This is a genomic window from Kitasatospora sp. NPDC101176, from assembly GCF_044768035.1.
GTDB lineage: Bacteria > Actinomycetota > Actinomycetes > Streptomycetales > Streptomycetaceae > Kitasatospora.
This window is the reverse complement of the sequence record NZ_JBIWPA010000045.1, coordinates 23,767-41,379: the sequence shown is the minus strand read 5'-3', so window position 1 is coordinate 41,379 and position 17,613 is coordinate 23,767. Positions and strand designations below refer to the sequence as shown.

Genomic DNA, 17,613 nt, shown 5'->3' with positions numbered 1-17,613 from the left:
GCTCCCTACCGATTGTTCGGTCGTCTGTTCATCTTGACCAGAAGCGTGACAAGGTGGTGGACATTCGGCCCGTTCGGCGGTCGACTGGTGGCAGTGCGTCCAATCGGTGAGGGTGGGGGGTCATGTCGGCTGAACAGATGTCCAGACTCGACCGGGTCGACCGGTCGATCCTGCGGCTGCTGCAGCAGGACGGTCGCGCCTCCATCCGCTCGGTGGCCGAGCGGGTGCACGTGTCCCGGGCCAACGCGTACGCCCGGATCTCCAGGATGGTCGAGGACGGCGTCATCCGCGGCTTCACCGCTCGGGTCGACCACGAACGGGCAGGTCAGGGCGCGTCCGCGTACATCACCCTGAAGATCGTGCAGAACTCCTGGCGGACGGTCCGGGAGCAGCTCCTGGAGCTCCCCGGGGTCGCCCACATCGCCCTGGTCGGCGGGGACTTCGACGTCCTGCTGCTGGTGCACACCGCCGACAACCACGCCCTGCGGGAGCTCGTGCTCAACCGCATCCAGTCCATCCCGCAGGTGCTCGGCACCCGGACCATGCTGATCTTCGAGGAGACCGACCAGGTCCCCCCGCTCTGAGCGGCGCCGGGGGCGGCGCTAGCGGGCGCGCAGGCCGTCGAAGGCCAGGTGGACGACCGCGTCCGCGACGCCGTCGGCGCCGCGCAGGCCCGGCCGGTACCACTCCACGATCGAGTTGATCATCCCGAACAGCAGCCGGGTGGCCAGCCGGGGCTCGACGTCCGCGCGCAGCGAGCCGTCCGCGACGGCCGCCCGCAGCAGCTCGGCGACCTGGTGGTCGAAGTCCCGGCGCCGCTCCAGCGCCCACAGCTCGGTGGCCGTGTTGCCGCGCACCCGCAGCAGCAGGGTCACGTACGGCAGCTCCGCCAGCAGCACCTCGGCGGTGCGCCGCACCACGTGCTCCAGCCGCTCCACCGCGGGGCCCTCGACCGCCGCCGGCTCGGACAGGATCGCGAACAGCCCGTCCAGCGCCCGCCCGACGGCCAGCCGCAGCAGCTCCTCCTTGCCGCGGACGTGGTGGTAGATGGACGACTTGGAGATCCCGGCGGCCCGGGAGAGGTCCTCCATCGAGGTGCCGTCGTAACCGCGCTCGTTGAAGACGTCGACGGTCACCGCGAGCAGTGACTCGACGGTGTAGGCGGTGCGCGTGGTGTGATCGGCCATCCCCCGAGTATCCCCGGCCCCCCGGCGCCGTACGCGATCGGGTCGGCCCGGTGCGCACCGTCCGCGGTCCGCACGGGCTCTGCTCCACACGGGCTCTGGTCCACACCAGCTCTCAGGGGCAGGGCCTAGACTCTGCGGACGATCGTCCACGTCCAGCAGGTGGGGTCCAGTCCGATGAACGCAATACCGGCCGTCGCCTCCGACGCGCCCGAGCAGCGCAGCGACGAGCCGGAGGGCGTTCCCGGCGGTTGGCGGGAGCACGCCCGGGCCCTGGTGGTCCGGTTCGGCCCGGCGGTGTGGTGCTACGCGGTGCTGAAGCTGATCGGCTTCACGGTCTTCATGAAGCTGCTCTCCTTCTCCGGCGACTACATCAAGAAGCACCCCCGGTTCGGCGGCGGTGCCAATCCGTGGGACGTCCTGGCCAGCTGGGACGGCTGGTGGTACCAGCAGGTGGCCGAGTTCGGCTACCACCCCGCGCTGATCCCGGTCCCGAACGGCCCGGTGGGCTTCACCGTCGAGCAGAACTCCGCCGCGTTCTTCCCGCTCTACCCGGGCCTGATGCGGATGACCTCGGACGTCACCGGCCTCGGCCTGTACGGCGCCGGGATGCTGGTGTCGGTGGTGGCCTCGCTGTTCGCCGCCGCCGGGATCTACGCGGTGGTGGACCGGATGGCCGGCCCGAAGGCGGGCGTGATCGCGGCCGGGATCTGGGCGATCGCCCCGGGCTCGGGCGCCGAGTGGGCGATCTACTCGGACTCGCTGTTCGTCGCGCTGGCCGCCTGGGCCTGCTACTGCGTGATGAGCAGGCAGTGGGTCGCGGCCGGCGTGATCACCCTGGTCGCCGGGCTGAACCGGCCGACGGCCGCGGCGCTGATCGGCGCGGTCGGGCTGGCGGCGCTGGTCGAGCTGTACCGGCGCGACAGCGGCGTGCTGCGCCCGCTGGCCGCGGTGGTGCTGGCCCCGGTCGGCCTGCTCGGCTACGTCGCCTGGGTGGGCTGGCGGATGGGCGAGTGGGGCGGCTACTTCCGGCTGCAGCACGACGCCTGGCTGCACTACTTCGACTGGGGTCAGGGCACCTGGGCGGCGATGCGGGGCGTGCTGCTGGGGCGCAACGACTACCCGTTCGCGTTCCCGGTGCCGGACCTCTTCGCGACCCTGATCGTGCTGGCCCTGCCGGCCCTGGTGGTGCTGCTGGTCCGGCTGCGCCCGCCGCTGGTGCTGACCGCCTACACGCTGGCCACGATCGTCTCGGTGCTCGGCAGCCTGGGCATCTTCGGCAACGTCTCGCGCTACCTGCTGCCGGCGTTCCCGCTGTTCATCGCGCTGGCGGTGGCGATGCGCAAGCTCAGCTGGCCGGTGCTGGCGGCGGTGCTGGGTACCGGGGCGATCGCCTCGGGCTGGTTCGCCGGGTACGTCATCTTCGAGCTGGGCGTTCCGTAGACCGACCACCGCTCCAGGCCCCCGGGGGCGCGTCCGCGACGGACGCGCCCCCGCGTGCTTCCCGGATTCGCGACCGCTGCACCCTCTTGAGCCGACCGATCGTTCGGTTACTCTGTGACGTGTCCCGTCCTCCCCTCTGAGGAGCGCACAGATGTCCGCAGCGGTCACCCACCCCCTCGTCGGCGAACTGGTCGAGCGCCACCAGGCCACCCTGGACGCCGCCCTCGACGCCGCCGCCAAGCGCGACTACTGGTCGCCCTACCCCGAGTTCCCCAAGGCGTACGGCGAGAACGGCCCGGCGGACGGCAAGGCCGCCTTCGACGGCCTGCTCGGCCGGCCGTTCGCCCTCGACGGCCACCCCGCCGACGGCGACCTGGTCGGCGGCGAGGCCTCCCCGTACGGCCTGGAGCTGGGCGTCGGCTACCCGCACGCCGAGCCGGACGCGCTGATCGCCGCGCTCGCCGCCGCCCGCCCCGGCTGGGCCGCCGCCACCCCGCTGGAGCGCGCCGCCGTCTGCCTGGAGATCCTGCACCGGATCAACGCCCGCTCCCACGAGTTCGCCCAGGCCGTCATGCACACCACCGGCCAGGCCTACGGCATGGCCTTCCAGGCCGGCGGCCCGCACGCCCAGGACCGCGGCCTGGAGGCCGTCGCCTACGCGTACGCCGAGCAGACCCGACTGCCCCGCCGGGCCGGCTGGACCAAGCCGCAGGGCAAGCGCGACCCGCTGGTGATGACCAAGGAGTTCACCGTCGTGCCGCGCGGCCTCGCGCTGCTGATCGGCTGCAACACCTTCCCCACCTGGAACGGCTACCCCGGCCTGTTCGCCTCGCTGGCCACCGGCAACCCGGTGCTGGTCAAGCCGCACCCGCGGGCCGTCCTGCCGCTCGCGCTGACCGTCCGGATCGCCCGCGAGGTGCTCGCCGAGGCCGGCTACGACCCCAACACGGTCTGCCTGGCCGTCGAGCACGAGGGCGGCACCGTCGCCCAGACCCTCGCCGTCCGCCCCGAGATCCGGCTGATCGACTACACCGGCTCCACCGCCTTCGGCGACTGGCTGGAGGAGCACGCCCGGCAGGCCGAGGTCTACACCGAGAAGGCCGGCGTCAACGCGGTGGTCATCGACTCCACCGACGACTACAAGGGCATGCTGGGCAACCTGGCCTTCGCGCTCTCGCTCTACAGCGGCCAGATGTGCACCACCCCGCAGAACCTGCTGATCCCGCGCACCGGCATCAGCACCGACCAGGGCGACAAGTCCTACGACGAGGTCGTCGCCGACCTCGCCGCCGCGATCGAGGGCCTGCTCTCCGACGACGCCCGCGCCGCCGCCGTCCTCGGCGCCGTGGTCAACCCGGGCGTGCTGCAGCGCTCGGCCGCCGCGGCCGGCGGCGAGTACGGCGAGCTCGCGCTCGCCCCGCGCGCGGTCACCTCCGCCGAGTTCCCCGGCGCGACCGTCCGCACCCCCGCGCTGGTCAAGCTGGACGCCGACAAGCCGGACGACCGCGCGGTCTTCCGCACCGAGTGCTTCGGCCCGGTCTCCTTCGCCGTCGCCGTCGAGTCCACCCCGGCCGCCGTGGAGCTGCTGCGCACCACCGTCCGCGAGAAGGGCGCCATGACCGCCACCGGCTACACCACCTCGCCCGAGGTGGAGGGCCTGCTGGTCGAGGCCGCGCTCGACGCCGGCGTCTCGCTGTCGCTCAACCTGACCGGCGGGGTCTACCCCAACCAGACGGCGGCCTTCTCCGACCTGCACGGCACCGGCGCCAACCCGGCCGCCAACGCGGCCTACTGCGACGGCGCGTTCGTCGCCAACCGGTTCCGCACGGTGGAGGTCCGCCGGCACGGCTGAGCCCTGCGGACCACCCACCCGGGCCCCGGCGGCACCGCCGCCGGGGCCCGGCGGTTCACAGTCCCCGGCGCGCCCGGGATGATGGAGGCTGGGAGAACGCCGGACACGGCGTCCAACCGACCTCCGAACACCGGGAGCTGACACATGACCGCGAAGCCGACGACCGCCACCGACGTCCTGATCGTCGGTGCCGGACCGACCGGACTGCTGCTGGCGGGGGACCTCGCCGCCGCGGGGGTCGGCGTCACCGTCCTGGAGAAGCGCGGCGCCGAGTCCAACCTGACCCGGGCGTTCGCCGTGCACGCCCGCACCACCGAGCTCCTGGACGCCCGCGGCCTCGCCGACGACCTGATCGCCACCGGCCGGCCGGTCACCTCGCTGCGGATGTTCAACCGCTTCGGCATCGACCTCGGCTCGCTGCCCACCCGGTTCCCGTTCGTCCTGATCACCCCGCAGTACAACGTCGAACGGCTGCTCCACGAGCGCGCCGTGCAGGCCGGCGCGACCGTCCTGCGGGGCGCCGAGGTCACCGCGCTGCGCCAGGACGCCGAGTCCGTCACCCTGGAGACCGCCGACGGACGGTCCTTCACCGCCGGGTACGCGGTCGGCACCGACGGCGTCCGCTCCACCGTCCGCGACCTGCTCGGCATCCCCTTCCCCGGCGAGTCCGTGGTCGACTCGGTGATGCTCGCCGACGTCCGGCTGGAGCGCGAACCCGCCGACGCCGTCACCGCCGGCGCCAACGAGGCCGGGTTCGCCTTCCTCGCCCCCTTCGGCGACGGCTGGTACCGCGTCATCGCCTGGGACCGCGAGGAGCGCCAGCCGGACGGCGACACCCCCTCGCCCGAGCGGATCGCCGACGTCGCCCGCGCCGCCCTCGGCGAGGACTACGGCCTGCACGACGTCCGCTGGAGCTCCACCTTCCACAGCGACGAACGCCAGGCCCCCAACTACCGCTCGGGCCGGGTCTTCCTGGCCGGCGACGCCGCGCACTGCCACTCCCCGGCCGGCGGCCAGGGCATGAACACCGGCCTCCAGGACGCCGCCAACCTCTCCTGGAAGCTCGCCGCGGTGCTCCGGGGCCGCGCCACCGACGCCCTGCTGGACACCTACCAGACCGAGCGGCACCCCGTCGGCCGGACGGTGCTGCGCACCTCCGGGGCGCTGATCCGGATCGCGCTCGCCGAGTCCGCCCCCACCCGCGCCCTGCGCGGGGCGCTCACCGCGCTCGGCGGCCACCTCGACGTGGTCACCCAGCGCGGCGCCCGGATGGTCTCCGGCCTCGACATCTCCTACCCGGCCCCGAAGGACGCCCACCCGCAGGTCGGCAAGCGCGTCCCGGACCTGCGGCTCACCGCGCTGAGCAAGCCCGTCGAGGGCGCTCCGGCCGCCCCGGAGCGGCTCTACGAGGCGCTGCGCACCGGGCGGTTCGTGCTGGTCAGCAATGACGAGCTGGCCGCCGCCGAGCCCTGGGCGGACCGGATGGTCACCGCCGCACCGGCCGACCCGCACGGGAAGCTGCGCGACACCGTCCTGCTGATCCGGCCGGACGGCTACGCCGCCTGGGCCGCCGTCGACCCCGGCCAGGGCGAGCTGCGCGCGGCCCTCACCGAGTGGCTCGGCGCCGTCTGACCCACCGCCGTCCGAACCACCGCCGGCGGGTGCGCGGCCGACCGCCCGCACCCGCCCACCGGGCCGCCGGAGCCCCGACCGCTCGTTCGGTCGTCGGTTAACCCCGGCCCTTCCCGTAGTGCCGCGCGGCCTTGGCGCGATTGCCGCAGACCGCCATCCGGCACCAGCGCCGGCGCCCGTTCTGCGACGTGTCGAGGAAATGCAGGATGCAGGCCTCGTGTGCGCACCGCTTGATGCGGTGCGCACCCCGGCCGAGCAGGTCGAGGAGGTCGTCCGCGGCCAGCCAGGCCGCCAGCCACTCGGCCCCGTCCACCTCGACGCGGGCGGCCGGCCCCTGCGGGCCGAGCTCCCGGTGCAGCCGCCCGTGCCGCAGCACGGCGTTCAGCCGCTCCGTCGCCTCCGCGCCCAACTCGCCTCCGGCGAGGACGTCCTGGACGACCGCGGAGATCGCCCCGCGGGCCTCGCGCAGGGCCGCGAGGGCGGCGTCGGTGTCCTGGCAGCGGTCGGTGAGGCCGGCGGAGGAGAGCCAGATCCGCTGCCCGTCCGGCTCGGCGAGCAGGTCGTTGACGGGGGTGCCGGCCCACCGGGTGTTCAGCAGGTCGAGTGCCAGCGGCTCACCGGTCAGCGGCCGGGGGTCCCGGGGGTCCGTCGTCACGTCGGTCATCGTCCTCCCTCGGATCGCCCCGATTCTACGTCCGCCCGTTCCGCCCCGAACTGGTATGGACCGGGCCGGGAATTCGGGCCATTCACTGTATGCGGGCGCGGCATTTCCAGCCCTCCACACTTGACTGTTTTTTAGCAACGAATTGCTTGACCATGAGCCAACTCGCGCAGTTGTTCTGTCATGTTCTAGCCAGCGTTCTCGACCCCGGAACGCCATGGCCCCCAGCCGGCCCCCACAGCCGGCCAGAGGAGGATCCGTTGCGCCCCCGCTCCCTTGCCCTCGCCGCGGCGATAGCCGTGCTGCCGCTGACCGCCGTCTCCCTCGGCGTCTCCACCGCGCAGGCCGCGCCCGCCCCCCGCGTCGCGCTCCCCGACACCGTCAACCCCGCGGTGGCCCACTCGGAGAAGAAGGGCGACGTCCCGGCCGAGCAGCAGATCTCGGTGGCCGTCAGCCTGAAGCTGCGTGACACCGACGCCCTGGACCGCTTCCTCACCGCGGTCACCACGCCGGGCGCCCCGGAGTTCGGCAAGTACCTGACGCCCGAGCAGTTCACCGCCCGGTTCGGCCCGACCCAGGCCGCCGTCGACCAGGTCAAGTCCTACCTGGCCGCCCAGGGCCTGACGGTCACCGACGTGAGCGCCAACCGCCAGGTGGTCAGCGCCCGCGGCACCACCGCCCAGGTCTCGCAGGCCTTCGGCACCCACGAGAGCGCCTACGTCGACCCGCAGCTGCAGCGGGCCTTCTTCGCCAACGACGCCGCCGCCTCCGTGCCCGCCGACCTGGCCTCCGTGGTCCAGGGCGTCGAGGGCCTGGACAACCACGCGGTGCGCAAGAACCGCCTGGCCAAGCCGAACGCGATCGCCCCGAAGGCCGCCACCGCGACCCCGAGCGGCTTCGGCCCGTCCCAGTACGACGGCGCCTACAACCTGAACAAGACCGGCGCCGACGGCACCGGCGTGACCGTCGCCCTCTGGGAGTTCGACGGCTACTCCAAGGGCAACCTGACCACCTACGACTCGCAGTACGGCCTGACCGGCCCGGCGGTCTCCACCGTCTCGGTGGACGGCGCCAACTACGACTCCAAGCCGGGCGAGGGCCAGGGCGAGGTCGAGCTGGACAGCGAGATCGTCCGCGGCGCCGCGCCCAAGGCGACCCAGCTGGTCTACGAGGCGCCCAACAGCGACCAGGGCGAGATCGACATGGCCAACAAGATCGTGGCCGACAACCGGGCCTCGGTCATCTCGATCTCCTGGGGCTCCTGCGAGCCCGACACCACCGCCGCCTCGATGACCGCGGTCGACAACGCCTTCAAGCAGGCCGCCGCCCAGGGCATCTCGATCTTCTCCGCCTCCGGCGACGACGGCTCGCGCGACTGCACCCGCTCCACCAGCGGCTCGACGGTCAAGGCGGTCGACTTCCCGGCGTCCAGCCCGCACCAGACCGGCGTCGGCGGCACCAACCTCAAGGTGTCCGGCACCACCTACTCCTCCGAGAGCGCCTGGAGCACCGCCGGCGGCGGCGTCTCCACCGTGTTCGCCAAGCCCGCCTGGCAGACCGGCACCGGGATCAACGGCACCATGCGCACCGTCCCGGACGTCTCCTCCAACGCCGACCCGGCGAGCGGCTTCGCGATCTACACGGCCGGCGGCTGGCAGGTCTACGGCGGCACCAGCGCGGCCGCGCCGCTCTGGTCCGGCTACGCGGCCCAGTTCAACCAGAAGGCCAAGGCGGCCGGCCAGCCGGTGCTCGGCGAGGCCAGCCCCCGGCTGTACGCGGTCGCGAACGGCAGCGGCTCCGCCTCCGCGTTCCACGACGTGACCAGCGGCTCCAACCAGGACTTCCCGGCCAAGGCCGGCTACGACCAGGTCACCGGCTGGGGCTCCCCGATCGCCGACGGCCTGACCACCGCCCTGCTCGGCGGCACCACCCCGCCGCCCAGCGGTGGCTGCACCGCCGCCCAGCTGATCGGCAACGGCGGCTTCGAGACCGGCACGGCGTCCCCGTGGACGGCCTCCAGCGGCGTGGTCGACAACAGCTCCTCGCAGGCGGCGCACGCGGGCAGCTGGAAGGCCTGGATGGACGGCTACGGCTCCGCCCACAGCGACACCGTGTCGCAGACCGTCTCGATCCCGGCCGGCTGCAAGTCCGCGAGCCTGACCTTCTGGCTGCACGTCGACACCGCCGAGACCGGCTCCACCGCGTACGACAAGCTGACCGTCCAGGCCAACAGCACCACGCTGAAGACCTACTCCAACGTGGACGCCGCGGCCGGCTACGTGCAGCGCACCCTGGACCTGACCTCGTTCGCGGGCCAGACCGTCACGATCAAGTTCACCGGCACCGAGGACTCCTCGCTGCAGACCAGCTTCGTGATCGACGACGTGGCGCTGAACGTCGGCTGATCCCCGACCGCCAGCACCACCAGACCCCCGCCGGGGCGGCGCCGTACGGCCCGCCCCGGCGGTGTCCGTCGTCCGGCCGGATCCACGGCGGGTGTTTCCGAAGTGTTTCAAGATCGCTAACCCTTCGGTTCACCTGCCGTGACCACTGTCATACGCACGACTGATGACGTAGCCTCTCGACCGTGCATAGGGTTCCCCAAAGCTCGGTGAAGCCGCTGGCGGCGCGCCCCGGCGTCGGCCAGGTCCCACCGAACTCACCTGGTGGGGAGTGTCACCGCATGGCCGCACAGCAGCCTCAGGACTCCGCGCGGCTCCGACTGGTCGGACCGCGCCCGGAGCGCCCCGGCCCACCCGCGCCCGCACCGGCGCCGAACACCCCCTCCGCAGGACGGCCCGCCCCCGCGGGCGGCTTCGCGGACACCCTGCACCTGGCCATCGAGGCCAGCGGCCTCAGCCTGGACCGGATCCGGGCCGCACTCGCCCAACGCGGTGTCAGGGTCAGCGTCACGACCCTGAGTTACTGGCGCCGCGGGCGCAGCCAGCCCGAGCGGGCCAGCTCGCTGCGCGCCGTCCACCTGCTGGAGGAGCTGCTCGGGCTGCCGCACAGCGCGCTGACCTCGCTGCTCGGCCCGCCGCGCCCCCGCGGCCGCTGGGCCGCCACCGCCAACACCCTGCACCTCGGGCTGGAGGACGTCTGGCCCGGAGAGCAGGAGATCGCGGACATCTTCACCGAGCTGGACGCGCCGCCGGCCGGTGAGCTGGAGCGGCTGAGCATCCACGACTCGTACTACGTGGACGCCGAGCGGCGCGGCAACCTGCTGCGGATGCGCCAGGTGGTGCGGGCCACCGTCAGCGGCGTCGGCCGCTGCCTGGTGGTGCACAAGGCCGACGAGGAGGCCACCGGCTGCCCCGAGATCACCTCGGTGCGGCACGGCCGGCTCGGCCGGGTCCGCCGCCGCCCGGAGGCCGGCCTGACCGTCGGCGAGCTGATGCTGGACCGCCCGCTGGCCCTCGGCGACAGCACGGTCTTCGAGTACGAGGTGGAGATCCCGCCCGGCGGCCCGACCCTGGAGTACAGCCGCCGCTTCGCGACGACGGTGCGCGAGTACGTGCTCCAGGTGCACTTCGACCCGGCGGCCGTCCCCGCGCACTGCGAGCGCTACGACCGCGAGCCGGGCGCCGACGTCGACCACCGCCGCGAGCAGCTCTGGATCGGCGCCTCCGCGAGCGCCCACGTGCTGGCCCCGGACCAGCAGCCGGGACACATCGGCATCCGCTGGGAGTGGCAGTAGCCGCCGGCCGTCCCGTGAGCACCACCCCTTGACCGAACCCCGTTGACCGACCCCCGTTGAGCCCGCCGGACCGCGTCCGGCGGGCTCTTCGCGTGCCCGGTCCGGCCGCGCACCCATGCCGACACCTAACCCCTTCGCGGACCGGTACCGGTTGACGCCCCATCACCTAACCCCTACATTCGTGAGTACCGGTTAGGCAGCAGCCTCGCCGACGGCCCCCACACCACGGGAGTGACCAGGCATGTCCGCCAGCACCGCGCTCCGCACCCTGACCACCGGCCACATCGGGCTGAACGTCACCGACCTGGCCCGCTCGATCGACTTCTACCGCGCCGTGTTCGGCCTGGAGGTCACCCGCGAGGGCACCGACCCCGAGCGCCGCTTCGCCCTGCTCGGCCGCGACGGCCGCCTCGTGGTGACGCTCTGGCAGCAGAGCGAGGGCACCTTCGCCACCTCCGCGCCCGGCCTGCACCACCTCTCCTTCGAGGTCGAGAGCCTCCGGGAGGTCCGCGCCGCCGAGGAGCTGCTGCGCGGGCTCGGCGCCTCCTTCGCCCACGACGGTATCGTCCCGCACAACGAGGGCTCGGCCTCCGGCGGCATCTTCTTCACCGACCCCGACGGCATCCGGCTGGAGATCTACACCCGCACCGGGGTGGACGAGACCGGGGCCACCGCCCCCACCCCCTCCGCCCCGACCTGCGGTTTCTTCTAACGAGCCCCCCACTGGAGCCGGCCATGACGCCCCCCACCGCGACGCCCTACCACCCCGGCGAACGGGCCGCCCAGGCCCGGGCCGGCCGGAGCGACCGGGCGGACCACGCCGGCCGGTCGATCCGGGACACCGTCCCGGCGGTGGCCGCCCGCTTCCTCGCCGAACGCCGGATGCTCGTCCTCGGCGCCGCCGACCGGGACGGCCGGATCTGGGCCACCCAGCTGGCCGGCCCCGCCGGCTTCCTGCAGGCCCCCGACGAGCGGACCCTGGCGGTGGCCGCCCACCCCGCCGGGGACGACCCGCTGGCCGCGGCGCTGACCCGGCCCGCCCGGGTCGGCACCATCGCCCTGGACCCGGCCGGCCGCCGCCGGATGCGGCTCAACGGCCGCTCCGCACCGGACGGCCGGGGCGGCCTGACGATCACCGCCGAGCAGGTGGTCGCCAACTGCCCCAAGTACATCCAGCGCCGCACCCCGCTGGACCGGCCCGCCGCCGGCCCGCCGCGCGCGGTCGCCGCCGGGCCGGTGCTGTCCACCGCCCAGCAGCTGACCGCGGCCACCGCCGACACCTTCTTCGTCGCCACCACCGGCCCGGACGGCAGCGTGGACGCCTCCCACCGGGGCGGCTTCCCCGGCTTCCTGCAGGCGGTGGCGCCGGACCGGCTGCGCTGGCCCGAGTACCCGGGCAACAGCATGTTCCTGACCCTCGGCAACCTGGAGCTGGACCCGCGCGCCGGCCTGCTGCTGCCCGACTGGGAGACCGGCGGGGCGCTGCTGGTCACCGGGGAGGCCCGGACCGACTGGTCCGACGGGGCCCGGCAGGGCGCCCCGGGCGCCGAGCGGATGGTCGAACTGACCGTCACCGGCGTCCGCGAGCTGGCCGACGCCACCCCGCTGACCTGGACCGGACCGGAGTACTCCCCGGCCCTCCCGCCCGCCGCCGCGGCTTGACGCGCCACCACCGCCCGCCCCGGACAAGGCCTTCCGCCCCGGCCGTCCGCCACCGCGGGGCCGCCTTCCCCGGCCCGGACGCCTTCCGGCCCGGCGCCCGCGACGACAACGTCCGTCTGCTCGGCGAGCAGCTGGTCCGCAGGGGCTTCGGCGGCTCCTACCGGACCGGCCCCGGCCCCGACTGGAGCGAGAGCGACCGCCCGGCCGTCCAGGCCTTCCGGCAGGCCCAGGGCTGGACCGGCCCGGACGCCGACGGCTCCCCGGGCCCGGAGACCTGGCGCCGGCTGTTCTCCTGACCGCCCGACGGCCCGCGGGGCGACGCCTCAGCGCCGCCCGGACATCCAGTGGAAGAGACCCATCGCCACGCTGGTCGCCAGGTTGAAGCTGGACACCCCCGGCTGCATCGGCACCGCGACCAGCTGGTCCGCCCGCGCCCTGAGCTCCGCCGAGACGCCGTGCCGCTCAGTCCCGAAGGCGAGCAACGCGTCGTCCGGGAAGGGCAGCGTGCGGATGTCCGCGCCCTCCGGGTCCAGCACGTACAACGGGCCGGCGGGCAGCTCCGGCAGGGCCAGCCGCTCCACGGCGGTGGCGAAGTGCAGGCCGGCGCTGCCGCGCAGCACCGTCGGGTGCCACGGGTCCAGGTCGCCGGTGGTGACCACGCCGGTGGCGCCGAACCCGGCCGCCAGCCGGATCACCGCCCCGACGTTGCCCAGGTTGCGCGGGTTCTCCAGCAGCACCACCGGGGCCCGCCGGGGGCGCTCGGCCAGCACCGCCAGGTTCGCGGCGACGGACGGCCGCACCGCCAGCGCGATCACCCCGGTCGGGTGCAGCCGGGGCGCCAGCGCCCGCAGCCGCGGCTCCGGCAGCTCCTCGGCCAGGCCGTCCAGCGCGGGCAGCACGTCCGCCGCCAGCTCCGCGGCCAGCTCCAGCAGCGCCGCCCGGTCGGCGGTCAGCACCCGCCGGACGTCCCCGCCGAAGCGCAGTGCGTGCTTCAGCGCGTGGAACCCGTCCAGCAGCAGCGCCCCCGGCTCCCGCTCCGCCGCCCGCCACGCCCGCACCAGCTCGTCCTCGTCCATGGCGTTCACTCTGTCACCCCGGTGGACCCCGGCCCGCCGGGGCCTAGGGTCTGTCTTCAAACCCCCGTCGTCCGCCCGGAGGGCGGGGCGGGGCGGCGTTGGGGTGCGTGCATCGCAAGGCGGAGGAGGGAGCCACTGCGGAGCATTGGCGACCGACGACAACGCGGCGAGGTGCGTGCCCCGGCGTCGCCCCGCAGACGCGGGTTTGAAGACAGACCCTAGCGCGGGCCCTCCGGCGCCGGCACCGCCTCCCGGTACCGCGCCTCCTCCGGCCCCCGGACGTCCTCCCGCCCGCGCAGCGCCCGCTCCAGGTCCTTCAGCGCCTGCCCGAGCAGTCGCGTCCCGGCCCGCACGACGTCCCGCTGCACCCCGGCCGGCGCCTGCGCCAGCCGCTCCTCCAGCCGCGTCTGGGCCTCCCGCACGGCGTCGAACTCCACCGGCCGCCCGGTCAGCAGCGCGGCCCCCGCGAGCGCGGTGGCCAACCGCAGCTCCTCCGCGTACTCCGCGGTGCCCGGGACGGGATCGGCGTCGGCGGCCGGGAGATGGGCCTCCAGCAGGACGGCGACCCGCCCCAGGTGCCCGACCGCGGCCCGGGCCCGGTCCAGCTGGCGCCGGTTCAGCCCGGGCAGCCCGGAGGCGTGCCGGCCCGGTTCGGCGTCGGCCCGCTCCATCGCCTGGAGCAGTTCGGAGCGGGCCTCCCGGGAGTCCAGCAGTGCCGAGCGCACCGCCCGTCCACGCGGCGCCGCCGGGTCCTCGTAGCAGGCGACGACGGCGCCCGCGTACCGCCCGGCGGCGGCCAGCCACTCGGCCAGCCGCTCCCCCAGCCGGGCGGTCTGCCAGGTGGGGAAGAGCGCGTACGCGACCAGCGCCACCGACCCGCCGAGCAGGGTGAGCCCGACCCGCTCGACGGCCGTGGTGAACGGGTCCCCGGCCTGCAGGCCGAGCAGGAACACCACGTAGGAGGAGATGCCGACGGTCATCAGCGCGTACCCGGTCCGCAGGGTGAGGTACGCCCCGCCGATGCAGAGCACGGCGAGCACCGCCAGGACCCACTCGCCGGGGTGGGCGAGCTGCACCACCAGGGTGGAGACGGCCACGCCGACGACGGTGCCGGCCAGCCGGGCGACGCCCCGGCTGTAGGTCTGCGCGAAGTCCGGCCGCATCACCATGGCCGCCGTCATCGGTGCCCAGTACCCGTGGTGGAAGCCGGCCAGCCGGGCCAGCAGGTAGGCGACGGTGACCACGCCGGCGAGCCGGACGGCGTGCTGGAAGACCGCGGAGCGCGGCTGGAACTGGCGCTGAACCATGCGCAGGGCCACCGGCAGCATCCGGAACATCGGCGGCTTGTGCAGCGCTCCGCCGGCCCCGACCACCGGGGTGCTGATGGTCTCCTCGTCGCCCCGGTCGAGGGCGTCGGCGGCCTTGCGCAGCAGCCCGCCCAGCCGCCGGGCGGACCGCCGGGCCGCGCCCCGGAGCCGGACGCCCTCCTCGGGGGTGGCCAGCGTGAGCGAGGGCGCCGAGCGGGGCAGCCGGACCGCCTCGCCGCTGCGGACGGCCCGGGCCAGGGCGTCCATCACCTCGGCCGAGGCGGCCAGCACCTCGCGGGCCCGGTCGCGCTCCGGGCCCTCCGCGGGAGCACCGACCCTGGGGTCGGCGAGTGCGGCCAGGGTGGGCCGGATGCGCTCGGCGAGGCCGCGCAGGCCGCGCAGTTCGGGTGGCCGGTGGCGGTCCTGCCAGGGCGTGAGCGCGGCGGCGTGCCGGGCGGTCATGAACGGTGCCGGGTCGACGTGCGCGGTCGGGTCCTGGCGCAACCTGCGGGCGTAGTCGGCGAGTTCCGCGTAGGTGTCGGCGAGGGCGTCCCGCTGGGCGGTCCAGCTGCCGATCGGCCAGAGGGTGATCACGGCGGCCTGGACGACACCGCCGAGGGCACAGAGCAGTCCGTGGCCGAGCGCGGCGAGCGCGCTGACCGGCAGCTGGACGACGACCAGCATCACCGAGACGGTGTTGGCGGCGACCACGCCGGCGGTGGGCCCGATCGCCCAGGCCAGTCCGGCGCCGAAGGCCCAGACCGCCAGCAGCACCGGGAAGAGGCCGGCGACCCCGGCCGCCAGGTAGCCGAGGAAGGTGCTGGTGCCCAGCGCGAGGCCGGCCGCGACGGCGAGGCTGGCCCGGGGCCGGAAGCTGCGCTGGAAGGTGGCCGTACCGGCGATGAACGCGCCCATCGCGGCGGAGGTGGCGGGGGTCGGGCCGGCGAGCGCCAGGGTCGGGAGGAGCACCAGGGCGACGGCGACGGCACCGCGGACGGCCCGTTTGGGGTCGGTGAGCGCCCGGTCGAGGGTCAGTCCGGTCCGTGCGGTGTCACGAAGGGCGGCGAACCAGGACATGTCGGTCAGCCTAAGTGACGGTCCCCCGGCCCCGCCGGATCCGCTGCACCCGGGCCGCCAGCCAGAGCAGCGCCCCGGTCGGCAGGAAGACCGCGTCCGCCGCGATCATCGCGAGGGAGAAGACCGGCAGCCCGAGCAGCACCGCGATCCCCAGGTGCTCGGCCATCATCACGGCCAGCAGCACGTTCTTCACCCGCCGGTTGAGCAGGGTGAAGGGGAACGCGACCTGCACGACCACCGTGCCGTAGGAGATCAGGAAGACCGGCACCAGAGCCGAGCCGACCAGGGCGGACAGCCACGGCCAGGGCGCGAAGTAGTCCAGGTGCAGCGGGTAGTACAGCGCGGTGCCGTCCTGCCACCGCGAGCCCTGCACCTTGTACCAGCCGGCCGTCGCGTAGATCAGCACCACCTCGGCGGCGATCACCAGCATGGCGCAGTTGTGCACCATGGTGGCCAGCGCGTCCAGCACCGCCCGCGCCTCGCCGTCCGGGCGCAGCCGTCCCAGCACCCACCAGAGCCCGGCGACCGCCCACAGGCCCCAGAACAGCGGCGCCCAGCCGACGTACGGGAAGGTCCGGGCCGTCCAGGTGAGGCTCTCGCCGGAGAAGTCGCCGAGCTGGCAGAGCGCCAGGACGGCGCCGAGCAGCCCCCAGAGCAGCACCCCGCCGCGGTCGGCCCCGGACCGGCCCGGGGAGAGCGCCCGGCGGGCGGCCCGGCGGGCGTCGAACGACCACGCCTCGGCGCAGCGGGTGAAGACCAGGTAGACCGCCATCAGGTGGACGACGTTGTCGCCGCCGTCGCCCAGGAAGACGTCGCGGTTCTGCAGGGACAGCACGGTGACCAGGAACAGCACGCCGCTCGCCCTGGTCCGCCAGCCGAGGACCACGGCCAGCGCGGCCAGCACCGCCAGGTGGTAGACCAGCTCGAACCAGAACCGCCCCCCGAACCAGGGCAGCACGGTGAACGCCCCGTTGTCGGCGAGCAGTCGCTCGGCCAGCTCCATCGACCAGGGGGAGCGATCGCCGTACAGCACCCGCCGGTTGGGCCACTCGCGCAGCAGGTAGGCGAGCCAGACCAGCCCGAAGCCGATCCGCACCACCGCGGCCTGGTGCCGGCCGAACAGCTGCCCGGTGAACGCCGCGAGGGCCCGCGCGGCCGCCGTGCCCAGGGCCGCCCGGGCGGCGGGTACGGTGCCACCGGGTGCGACGGCCCCGGGCGCGACGGCCCCGGCCGCGGGCGGCGGCCCGCCCTGCTGCGGCAGCCCGACCGCCCCGGCGTCGACGGGGGCCTGCGCGGGGGCACCGGCCGGTGGCCGCGACGACGTCTCGTTCACCCGAGCCCCCGGTAGTCCTCGTCGCCCACCGGCCACCACGGCAGCTCCCGCGCCTTCGGCGCCGCCGGCGCGGCCTCGCCGCTCCAGGACGGCGGCGGGACGGTCGTCGCGGTCACCCGGAACTCGATCTCCAGGATCTGCTCACCGGCCACCTCCCGGCCGATCCGCTGCAGGGCGATCCGCTTGAGGTACTGCTCGGCGAGCTTGCCGCGGGCGTTGGTGAGGGAGTCGTCCTGCGGGCTGTGCGAGCCCTCGTAGAAGTCCCAGGCCCGGCGCAGCAGGTTCTGGTCGACGTGGCTGGGCGCGGGGTTGCCACGCACCGCGGCGAGGTCCTGCGCCGTCAGCCCGGTCCAGTCCCGGGTGGTGGTGGCGCCGCCGTCCCCGACGGTGCGCACCCGGGCGTCCAGGCTGACGTTCTGCTGCAGCGGGTTGGGCGCGAACAGCTTCCAGTTCTGCTCGAACTCCGGGTACACCAGGCCGTCGACCTCCGCCCGGTACTGCCGGGAGAGCGCGTTGGGCGGCGCGACGTGCAGGAACACCGCGGCGAGGAAGAGCCCGGTCGCGACCACCAGCACCGCCCCGGCCAGGCCCAGCACCAGTTGCGCGGGCGCCGACCAGACCCGCCCGGGGGCCGGCGCCGGCCCCGTCGTCGTCTCCGTCACGGCCTCCCCGATCCGGTGGGCGCGCCG

15 protein-coding genes are annotated in these 17,613 nt (G+C 74.6%); 9 read left to right on the top strand and 6 right to left on the bottom strand.

Features of this window, described 5'->3' with window-relative positions:
- Positions 1–122 precede the first annotated feature (122 nt).
- Complete coding sequence (locus ACIRS1_RS36415) at positions 123–584, top strand: Lrp/AsnC family transcriptional regulator (RefSeq protein ID WP_360212001.1); 462 nt, start codon at positions 123–125, stop codon at positions 582–584.
- 18 nt (positions 585–602) lie between these two features.
- On the opposite strand, the gene ACIRS1_RS36410 is transcribed toward ACIRS1_RS36415, so the two are convergent.
- Positions 603–1,187 carry a TetR/AcrR family transcriptional regulator gene (locus ACIRS1_RS36410; RefSeq protein ID WP_360212003.1) on the bottom strand — a complete coding sequence of 195 codons (585 nt, stop codon included), beginning with the start codon at positions 1,185–1,187 and terminating at the stop codon, positions 603–605.
- Positions 1,188–1,361: 174 nt separating this feature from the next.
- Here ACIRS1_RS36410 and ACIRS1_RS36405 point away from each other — a divergent pair, with 174 nt between their 5' ends.
- The 3 genes from ACIRS1_RS36405 to ACIRS1_RS36395 all read left to right on the top strand — a co-directional run bounded on the left by ACIRS1_RS36405 (position 1,362) and on the right by ACIRS1_RS36395 (position 6,111).
- The gene (locus ACIRS1_RS36405; protein ID WP_402846772.1) at positions 1,362–2,627 is read left to right on the top strand and encodes a hypothetical protein; all 1,266 of its coding nucleotides are present in this window, start codon (positions 1,362–1,364) and stop codon (positions 2,625–2,627) included.
- Between the two features lie 151 nt (positions 2,628–2,778).
- Positions 2,779–4,479, top strand: coding sequence for a phenylacetic acid degradation protein PaaN (paaN, locus tag ACIRS1_RS36400; protein WP_402846770.1), 1,701 nt, complete (start codon positions 2,779–2,781; stop codon positions 4,477–4,479).
- A gap of 144 nt (positions 4,480–4,623) precedes the next feature.
- A complete protein-coding gene (locus tag ACIRS1_RS36395) occupies positions 4,624–6,111 on the top strand; it encodes an FAD-dependent monooxygenase (protein WP_402846768.1) in 1,488 nt (495 codons plus the stop codon).
- Between the two features lie 97 nt (positions 6,112–6,208).
- On the opposite strand, the gene ACIRS1_RS36390 is transcribed toward ACIRS1_RS36395, so the two are convergent.
- Positions 6,209–6,766: a CGNR zinc finger domain-containing protein gene (locus tag ACIRS1_RS36390; protein WP_402846766.1), complete on the bottom strand. Its 558-nt coding sequence runs from the start codon at positions 6,764–6,766 to the stop codon at positions 6,209–6,211.
- A 266-nt stretch (positions 6,767–7,032) separates the two neighbouring features.
- Here ACIRS1_RS36390 and ACIRS1_RS36385 point away from each other — a divergent pair, with 266 nt between their 5' ends.
- From ACIRS1_RS36385 to ACIRS1_RS36365, 5 genes are all read left to right on the top strand, one after another.
- Positions 7,033–9,177, top strand: a complete 2,145-nt coding sequence (locus tag ACIRS1_RS36385) for a protease pro-enzyme activation domain-containing protein (protein WP_396317884.1) — start codon at positions 7,033–7,035, stop codon at positions 9,175–9,177.
- Between the two features lie 278 nt (positions 9,178–9,455).
- The gene (locus tag ACIRS1_RS36380) at positions 9,456–10,469 is read left to right on the top strand and encodes an XRE family transcriptional regulator (protein WP_360212015.1); all 1,014 of its coding nucleotides are present in this window, start codon (positions 9,456–9,458) and stop codon (positions 10,467–10,469) included.
- 241 nt (positions 10,470–10,710) lie between these two features.
- Positions 10,711–11,181, top strand: a complete 471-nt coding sequence (locus ACIRS1_RS36375; RefSeq protein WP_402846763.1) for a VOC family protein — start codon at positions 10,711–10,713, stop codon at positions 11,179–11,181.
- A 23-nt stretch (positions 11,182–11,204) separates the two neighbouring features.
- The gene (locus tag ACIRS1_RS36370) at positions 11,205–12,131 is read left to right on the top strand and encodes a pyridoxamine 5'-phosphate oxidase family protein (RefSeq protein WP_360212019.1); all 927 of its coding nucleotides are present in this window, start codon (positions 11,205–11,207) and stop codon (positions 12,129–12,131) included.
- The gene (locus ACIRS1_RS36365) at positions 12,128–12,427 is read left to right on the top strand and encodes a peptidoglycan-binding protein (protein ID WP_402846761.1); all 300 of its coding nucleotides are present in this window, start codon (positions 12,128–12,130) and stop codon (positions 12,425–12,427) included. Before ACIRS1_RS36370 ends, ACIRS1_RS36365 begins: the two co-directional genes overlap by 4 nt.
- Before the next feature lie 27 nt (positions 12,428–12,454).
- On the opposite strand, the gene ACIRS1_RS36360 is transcribed toward ACIRS1_RS36365, so the two are convergent.
- From ACIRS1_RS36360 to ACIRS1_RS36345, 4 genes are all read right to left on the bottom strand, one after another.
- Entirely contained in the window at positions 12,455–13,207 is a 753-nt protein-coding gene (locus tag ACIRS1_RS36360; RefSeq protein WP_360212021.1) for an RNA methyltransferase, read from the bottom strand.
- A 218-nt stretch (positions 13,208–13,425) separates the two neighbouring features.
- Positions 13,426–15,591 (bottom strand): FUSC family protein, encoded by a 2,166-nt coding sequence (locus ACIRS1_RS36355; protein WP_402846758.1) that lies wholly within the window; start codon positions 15,589–15,591, stop codon positions 13,426–13,428.
- Between the two features lie 10 nt (positions 15,592–15,601).
- On the bottom strand, positions 15,602–16,924 hold the full coding sequence (locus ACIRS1_RS36350) for an HTTM domain-containing protein (RefSeq protein ID WP_402846756.1): 1,323 nt from the start codon (positions 16,922–16,924) through the stop codon (positions 15,602–15,604).
- Positions 16,921–17,586: a DUF5819 family protein gene (locus ACIRS1_RS36345; protein ID WP_402846753.1), complete on the bottom strand. Its 666-nt coding sequence runs from the start codon at positions 17,584–17,586 to the stop codon at positions 16,921–16,923. The genes ACIRS1_RS36350 and ACIRS1_RS36345 overlap by 4 nt, the downstream gene beginning before the upstream one ends.
- Positions 17,587–17,613 lie beyond the last annotated feature (27 nt).

Coding starts and splice junctions, on each gene's coding strand:
- paaN (WP_402846770.1), top strand. CDS start 2,779: ATGTCCGCAGCGGTCACCCACCCCCTCGTCGGCGAACTGGTCGAGCGC.
- ACIRS1_RS36405 (WP_402846772.1), top strand. CDS start 1,362: ATGAACGCAATACCGGCCGTCGCCTCCGACGCGCCCGAGCAGCGCAGC.
- ACIRS1_RS36395 (WP_402846768.1), top strand. CDS start 4,624: ATGACCGCGAAGCCGACGACCGCCACCGACGTCCTGATCGTCGGTGCC.
- ACIRS1_RS36370 (WP_360212019.1), top strand. CDS start 11,205: ATGACGCCCCCCACCGCGACGCCCTACCACCCCGGCGAACGGGCCGCC.
- ACIRS1_RS36380 (WP_360212015.1), top strand. CDS start 9,456: ATGGCCGCACAGCAGCCTCAGGACTCCGCGCGGCTCCGACTGGTCGGA.
- ACIRS1_RS36410 (WP_360212003.1), bottom strand. CDS start 1,187: ATGGCCGATCACACCACGCGCACCGCCTACACCGTCGAGTCACTGCTC.
- ACIRS1_RS36415 (WP_360212001.1), top strand. CDS start 123: ATGTCGGCTGAACAGATGTCCAGACTCGACCGGGTCGACCGGTCGATC.
- ACIRS1_RS36375 (WP_402846763.1), top strand. CDS start 10,711: ATGTCCGCCAGCACCGCGCTCCGCACCCTGACCACCGGCCACATCGGG.
- ACIRS1_RS36360 (WP_360212021.1), bottom strand. CDS start 13,207: ATGGACGAGGACGAGCTGGTGCGGGCGTGGCGGGCGGCGGAGCGGGAG.
- ACIRS1_RS36355 (WP_402846758.1), bottom strand. CDS start 15,591: ATGTCCTGGTTCGCCGCCCTTCGTGACACCGCACGGACCGGACTGACC.